General features: G+C 50.9%; 7 protein-coding genes. 1 reads left to right on the top strand and 6 read right to left on the bottom strand.

What is annotated here, in order from left to right; all coding sequences use genetic code 11:
* The 3 genes from SMC1_RS10755 to SMC1_RS09540 all read right to left on the bottom strand — a co-directional run.
* Window positions 1-311: hypothetical protein (locus tag SMC1_RS10755; RefSeq protein ID WP_165849426.1), on the bottom strand; the 311-nt coding region annotated here is incomplete at its 3' end.
* A gap of 39 nt (window positions 312-350) precedes the next feature.
* Complete coding sequence (locus SMC1_RS09545; protein WP_119086543.1) at window positions 351-839, bottom strand: hypothetical protein; 489 nt, start codon at window positions 837-839, stop codon at window positions 351-353.
* A gap of 372 nt (window positions 840-1,211) precedes the next feature.
* Entirely contained in the window at window positions 1,212-1,844 is a 633-nt protein-coding gene (locus SMC1_RS09540; protein ID WP_119086542.1) for a hypothetical protein, read from the bottom strand.
* Window positions 1,845-2,219: 375 nt separating this feature from the next.
* Here SMC1_RS09540 and rlmN point away from each other — a divergent pair, with 375 nt between their 5' ends.
* Window positions 2,220-3,272 (top strand): 23S rRNA (adenine(2503)-C(2))-methyltransferase RlmN, encoded by a 1,053-nt coding sequence (gene rlmN / locus SMC1_RS09535; protein WP_119086541.1) that lies wholly within the window; start codon window positions 2,220-2,222, stop codon window positions 3,270-3,272.
* A 222-nt stretch (window positions 3,273-3,494) separates the two neighbouring features.
* Here rlmN and SMC1_RS09530 read toward each other — a convergent pair whose 3' ends face one another.
* The 3 genes from SMC1_RS09530 to SMC1_RS09520 all read right to left on the bottom strand — a co-directional run.
* Entirely contained in the window at window positions 3,495-4,526 is a 1,032-nt protein-coding gene (locus SMC1_RS09530; RefSeq protein WP_119086540.1) for a nucleotidyl transferase AbiEii/AbiGii toxin family protein, read from the bottom strand.
* Window positions 4,514-5,137: a DUF6088 family protein gene (locus tag SMC1_RS09525; RefSeq protein ID WP_119086539.1), complete on the bottom strand. Its 624-nt coding sequence runs from the start codon at window positions 5,135-5,137 to the stop codon at window positions 4,514-4,516. Before SMC1_RS09525 ends, SMC1_RS09530 begins: the two co-directional genes overlap by 13 nt.
* Before the next feature lie 684 nt (window positions 5,138-5,821).
* On the bottom strand, window positions 5,822-6,768 hold a 947-nt coding region (locus SMC1_RS09520; protein ID WP_207799406.1), incomplete at its 5' end, for a stalk domain-containing protein.

Raw genomic sequence — 6,768 nt, 5'->3', positions numbered from 1 at the left:
CTACTGTAGTCCCAGACCTGAACAGCAAGAAGGGGCGTGCCGGAGGACCAGTACAGGGGATAGGTAGAATACTTGCCGTTCACGTGCACAACGGGCGTCTGAGAGTTTGTGACCGTATTTTGTCCGATATTCCACACGAGAGGAACTGCATCATAGTCAGGGGACGGCTCGTCCATAGGCAGGTTGCGGGTCGCGTACCTCATCATGTGGATTTGGACATCCTTCACAGCGGTCTTCGGGGTGCAGCCAGTTGTAAGGCCAATCGCTGCGACCAGGGCTAGAACCAATACCGTACGTGAACTTCTTCTCATTTCATGCCCCCAACCGCAGATCTCGTGCAGGAAGAGTTGTCATGTCACGTCCTCAATAAGCCATGTGCCATTGACCTTCTTGAGTGTGAGCGTAATGGGTGTCTCTCCTGCATTGCCGCCCTGCGTCATCTCAACGCTGGTCATCCCGATGATCTTTCCGTTTACCGTGTACGACGTGCTGTCCAGCTTTTGTACAGAGTCGATCTCAATGCGTTCTGGCCATGGGCTTGACACGGTTCTTCCTGGGACCTTCGATGTATCCTGCACGAATTCTTGATACAGTCGGTTGGTGATAAGTCGCTTCAGGTTAAAGTCCACTGCCGTGATGATGTCCTGTTTGGAGTCGGTCAGACTCACATCCTTGAGGCGTGCACCGAATTCGCCCACGACCTGGTAGATGGCGTTGATATCTGCTTCATTCGGGGGAGACGTTGTGGACGATTTAAACAAGAAATATCCGCCAACAGAGATGACGAGAAGCAACACTATGCCTATTACGATAAACTTGACGAATCTGTTAGTATTCATGCTATTCATCTCCAACACGTGCCTTCAACAAGTATGGTGGACTGGAACCCGGTCACCAGCGCCGTGCTACAAACAATTCCTCATTCCACCAGAACAACGCGAATGCGGGATTTTTGCTGAAGCTGCCCGTCGCCCGTCTCCCATTGCCATGGTGACATGAGTCTACACGTTCCCCTGGTGGTGCTGCAGCCAGTCCCCGCGGTCAAACAGTTTCAAGCGGATGGCGTCACCACCAATCCACAGTGCCATCCATGGAATCAGCATGCGCGCATCGCCACATACAGTGAGCTAGCCTCATGTGTGTCGTTGCGACGTTTTCGACCGGATATCTTCCATTTCCCGCGGCTCCAGAATCCTATCGTCGTTCACAGTCTACTGGCCCTTCAGCTGGGTACAGAGTTCAGTCACCCGCCCTGTTATGCCCGCGCGAACAGAGGGATCCCTCTCTATGATATACTGTCCGATATAGGAGGATGCCGTCTCAAGATTAATGGAGAGATTCTGCAGATAGGCGGAATCCTGTACCGTCAGCGTCCCTTCTTTGGCAACGCGTTCGGCAATGTCCTGAACGCTGGCAACCGGTCCATGGGGCGTCTGGGAACAGGCCAGACAAACATCGGTCATGAGTCGGGCCGCCTGGATCTCCTTGGAATCAACGGTGTCAAACATTGGATCCTTCTCATTCAGTGGCATCGCTGCTATGCCAATGTTCGCCATCGTTTCAAAGCGTCCTGCAATGGATCCTGCCAACTGACTCCTCGTGAGTGGTGTCAAGTATCCGGTCGAGGCTGTTAATATGCCTATGTCTCCCTGCAACTTTGTACTCTCACCCCGAACAAACTCGACGCCGTAGTTGTCGGCGGACATGATTCTGCCAAGGAGTTGATCTCTTGTCGGCAGTTGATCTCGGGTAGGCGTACAACCCATTGCCACAAGTACCACGGCAAGCAGAATGCTCATGAACGTGGCAATCATCGAATAGTGCCGTGATTTCGTTGTTTTCATGCCATGCGCTCTCCAACAGGTGCTTTCAATACAGGCCGTGGATAGAAAACCAATCACCAAAGCCGTCAGCGCGCCCTATCCATACGGCATCGCAGCGGAGATTATGCTCTCCAATGCAAGTATAAGGCTGTGGTGATGTTTTTGCTAATCGGCAGGACAGGAACTCCACAATACCAGAACTTTAGTTCGAACAGGCGTGAGGCCTCTCGGCCGACTCCAGATGGCAGAACGCGTAGCATAGACAGGCCAAAGGGACGATAGGCAGGGCTGGGATGTCTAGTCCTGGTTCAAGCGCGATCTTCCGTTGATGAACTGTCGTTCTATTTCTTACAGAAACACCTCAAAGAATCCGCGAAAGTGGGCTATAATTGACATATGGACTTGGATAAGCTTCAAACCACGTTAGAAGAGCTGGGACAACCTGCGTATCGTTTCAAGCAGATCAAGTTGGCCATATACAGAGACCTGAAGGAAGGGTTTGATACCATAGACAACATACCCCAGACATTGAGGCAGGATTTGGACCGGCTCTTGCCCTTCAACGAGCTCATCCTCAAGACGGAGCAGAAGTCGCTTGATGGTTCTGGTAAGAACTTGTTCTTCATTCGTGACGACCTCGCCATAGAGAGTGTTCTTATCAAACACGGAGACGGCAGTCGCACGGTGTGCGTCTCCACCGAGGCCGGCTGCCAGATTGATTGTTCTTTCTGCGCTACTGGACACCTTGGTTTCAAGAGAGTCCTCTCTCCGTCTGAGATCGCTGAACAGGTGCTGTCGTTTGCCCGCGAGCTGAAAGCCAAAGGAGAAAAGGTCACCAATGTGGTCTTTATGGGAATGGGGGAACCTTTTCTCAACTACGACAACGTCAAGAAGGCCATTCTGCTGCTGAACGACAAAGCTGGCTTCAATCTGGGACAACGACGCATCTCGGTTTCTACGAGCGGTATTGTTCCGGGTATTGAACGTTTTGGAGCTGAAGACTGGCAGATCAATCTAGCGATTTCTCTGCACGCTCCCGACAATGCCTTGCGTTCCAGGTTGATGCCCATTAACAAGACCTATCCCTTGGAGAAGTTGATGCCCGCTCTCGATGCGTATGTCGCGAAAACCAACAGACGACTCATGATCGAATACCTGCTTCTCGGGGGAATGAACGACAGTCCTCGACAAGCCGATGCCTTGGCCGATCTCATCCATGCTTACAGGGAGATTCTTCGCCTGAGCGTGGTGAACCTGATCATCTACAATCCCACCAAAGACAGTGATGGCCACTGGGACAAATTCCGAGCCCCAAGCCTAGCGGCCTTAAGAGGATTCGAAGAGATTCTGACGAAGAGAGAGATTGCCTGGACCCGTAGAGTCGGCTTTGGAAGTGATATCAGCGGAGCTTGTGGGCAATTGGCTGGTGAAGTGAACTCTACGCATTAATGCGCTGTCACAGTTTAGCCATAGAGCTTCTCTATGGTCTCAACCATTGTTTTGTTTCTTTTTCCGTCGTTACTATTTCTTTTGCAGAGATCCTTCTGGTGCCATTCTTGGTATTGTATTTCGTGTCACAAACAGGCGTGGCAACAGATATCAAGGGTGAGTTGTGCATTGATACTTACAAGTCCGGACTTCAGCCGGATCGCATGTCCGAATGTGTCCAGATCATTGTTCATGCGCTGGGAAAGACGTGGTTATTGCTCCCAGTTCGTGCATTTCTGACTCGAGTTTTCCCAATCCTTCCATGATCACGTCAAACGAGGGTTTGTTCCCAAAGAGCATGTCCTGCATACTGAGATAATCTTCTGCAAGTCGTGCCGTTGTCTCGGATGATGGCACGAGTCTTATCTTTTCCAGCGTAGCATCCTCGTATTGCGCCCACGACGAATGGTAGAATTTCTGGTTGAAGGAAGCTACTGTGTTGAGTAATTCCACGTCTGCAAGAGCCTCATCCATGGTGGGTGTTTGCGAGAGCATGTACAGGTCATAGTAATGTCGCGCATACCTCTCTGGAACCTTCCCTTTAACTCGGTGCGCTTCTTTGTGGAGGATGACAGCTTTCTCCCAGAATGTTCTCTTGGCCTGCACTGTCCGAATAACTGTGTCAGCTTGCTTAAATCGGCGCGGGAAAAATTCAGCGACATATGGCTGAATCGTTGTGTTCGTAAATGGAGTCCATGCAGCTAGAGCCCCGATTTCCAGTCGTATTTCTGGGATGACATACGAATCATGGAACAGGCGCGGATACGCAATGCAGATCGTCTGTCTGTCATCATTGCCGATGTGAAATCGAACTGATTCCCCAACGTATTTCTCTGCCAGGCTTTTAAGATTTGGCATGAGAGATGTGGCCAGGTACTCCTCAGTTTTCTCGTTAACCACATCATTGAATGCTTCTTGCTGCGTGTTCGTTCTCTTATCATAGGGTTCATCCCTGGAATACCCCAGCAACCGCCAATCAAGGATCAAATCTATGTCCTCAGAAAAGCGTCGTATGACATGGTACCCCTTGGATAGACTTGTACCTCCTTTGAAGCAAAAACGTGTCGCATCTTGGCTCTGATGGAAAAGGATATCCAGGAAGAAGCATACCCAGAAGTCCTTCTCCACGGTTGGCCCACTAATGTCCATATCTTTGGCCGTTTCGTCAAAGAGTAGTCTCCTATTGAATATGCTCTCGTTTACTATTTGGTACATGTCGCTGCCAAGATCTTCCTGACTTCTTCGACAACCCACACTCTGCTCATCTTGGATTCCCGAGCTAGTCTTTCCTTCTCGGCATCAGGCAATAGGCTGGCAATTTTCGTTCTCGCAGAATCATTCATTCCTGTCTTTCCGAGAGCCTTAATGGCTTCAATGATTAATGCACTCTTGGAGGAAATTCCCTCTATTTCTCTCGGTGGAACGTGCTTGAAATAGAGCTTGATCCTTCCTAACTCGACTTCCTTGTTTGTCCCGCTGCTGACGAAGTGGTACTCTACCGGAACCTGTGTCGATAGTCCTAGTGCGTTCAATGCAGTGTTTCCACTTGGCACAATTGTCCACTGATTCTTTCTTGCTATCTTTTTTGCAACATCAAGAGGGGACGCTTCCACTTCTCTCTCCAAGAAGGAGCTATAGTATGGGCTCTCGTAGATACCCTTATTCACGCGCAGCAACTTGCCTTCTGAGACCAATCTCAAGACAGCTTTCTTCACGGCCTCGTAATTGCCGGCAGCGTAAAAATCTGCCAGCATATAGACGCTTCTCTTATGACCGTGATTTATGTGGTCTTCAATTCTTTGCTTGATAGTATGTGGTTTCATCATCTCACCTCGTCCCTATTATTGTATAGAAATAGGGACAGAATACAACGGTAGTCGCCATACTTGGCGATTTGTGCAATAGACGCTGTTCTTATGACCACGTAGCATGCGGTCTTCAACGTTTCGCCTGGTAGCATCTAACTCTACTCTCTCTCCTTGTCCCTATTATTCTATACGAATGGGGACACATATCGCACACATCTCCTTCGGGAGGTCCGGACTCATTGGTAGAACCTTGCCGCGTTTGAAGACGCCTTCTGGTATTTGTCCTGCCTAGGGGTGGGACTGCTCGTATTCAGATCACTCTTCCAGCTGATTTCGGAAAGTCTTACGAGCCCCGTCTAGCATCTCGGTCCGCTTTCTTCGCTGTTATCAATTACACGACTCTATTTACCGATTACACGACTTAATTGCAAATTACACGACATTGCTGCCGGAACAGAATGCTGACGATCTGGTCAAGTTGATGACAAACGGAAGGGCATTTTCAGCCGGAAATGGCACAAACGTCAGTCAGAGAGCAATGTCATCGCGAATCAGGGAAATCGGCAACGAATCGGGAATTTGGAGGACGAACACGGTTTTTTGGAACGAACTGGCAACATGGATGGCGAAGTTGCGGCGGTCAGAGGAAACAGCGCAATCCCGGTCATTGATATTGACCGGGGTGCGTAATCACTTTATCTCTTACGACTTCGCTGTTATCGTAATGGTGTGCGCAGTCCCGTCCCATTGGACGTCCAGCCCGAGCGATTCCGCCACGAACCGGAGAGGGAGGAGAGTCCTCCCGTACGAGATGACCGGTACAACAGCGGGATTGGTGTCGATGCTGACCGACTTGCCGTCTATCTCTGCAGCGTTCTTTCCGATCCACAGGTTCACTGTCATGCCGTTCCTCACAACAGTGACCTTCTGCTGCGCCGCATCCCAGGCGATGCTTCCTCCAAAGACTTCAGTAATTATCCGTATGGGGATGAAGGTGCGTGAGCTGAAGATGTCAGGGGCTGCGTCGATTGGGACTTGCTTTCCGTCTACCGAGATCATCTTGCTCCCGAGCGTCAGCTTCATGATGTTCCCCGTGTTCATGACAAAAGAGGCCGTGACTGTCTTGTCGGTATTCATCGTGACGGTTTCAGGATTCTTCATGCCAGACAGGTCCCCTGACCATCCGGTGAAGGAATAGCCCGTGGCAGGAGTGGCGGTGAGAGTAACGGTTGTTCCGACTGTGTAGGAAACCGCATCGGGGGATCTGACGACGGAGCCTCCCGCAGAAGGGGATGTCACGGCCGTCAAGGTATGGGATGAGGACATGTTGTAGCTGAACACGCCGTGCCAGGTGCAGGCATATAAAGTAGCAGTAGCCGGGTTAACGACAAGGGACGTAACCCCTTGATGGAGACCGGTGTCCGTCCAATTGGCCCCACCGTCCGTCGAGCGGATGACGCCGGTATCGCCGGCAGCGTAGACGGTCATGGGCGTTGCGGGGTCAAGGACAATGGCGGAGAGGTCCCTGCCAAGAAGTGCATCGCCGGCGTCAAGCGCTACAGTCCACGTGCTGCTGCCGTCGGTGGAACGCAGGATTCGGCACGATGTTTGCTGATAGTAGGCATAGGCAGAGGCTGCATACATGATCG

This window comes from Candidatus Cryosericum septentrionale (assembly GCF_003570995.1).
Classification (GTDB): Bacteria; Caldisericota; Caldisericia; order Cryosericales; family Cryosericaceae; genus Cryosericum; species Cryosericum septentrionale.
Note: the sequence above shows the minus strand (reverse complement) of the source record. Positions and strands in the feature narration are given on the sequence as shown.

Excerpts from the sequence above, each read along its gene's own strand:
- SMC1_RS09545 (WP_119086543.1), bottom strand. The coding sequence starts at position 839 with ATGAATACTAACAGATTCGTCAAGTTTATCGTAATAGGCATAGTGTTG.
- rlmN (WP_119086541.1), top strand. The coding sequence starts at position 2,220 with ATGGACTTGGATAAGCTTCAAACCACGTTAGAAGAGCTGGGACAACCT.
- SMC1_RS09530 (WP_119086540.1), bottom strand. The coding sequence starts at position 4,526 with ATGTACCAAATAGTAAACGAGAGCATATTCAATAGGAGACTACTCTTT.
- SMC1_RS09540 (WP_119086542.1), bottom strand. The coding sequence starts at position 1,844 with ATGAAAACAACGAAATCACGGCACTATTCGATGATTGCCACGTTCATG.
- SMC1_RS09525 (WP_119086539.1), bottom strand. The coding sequence starts at position 5,137 with ATGATGAAACCACATACTATCAAGCAAAGAATTGAAGACCACATAAAT.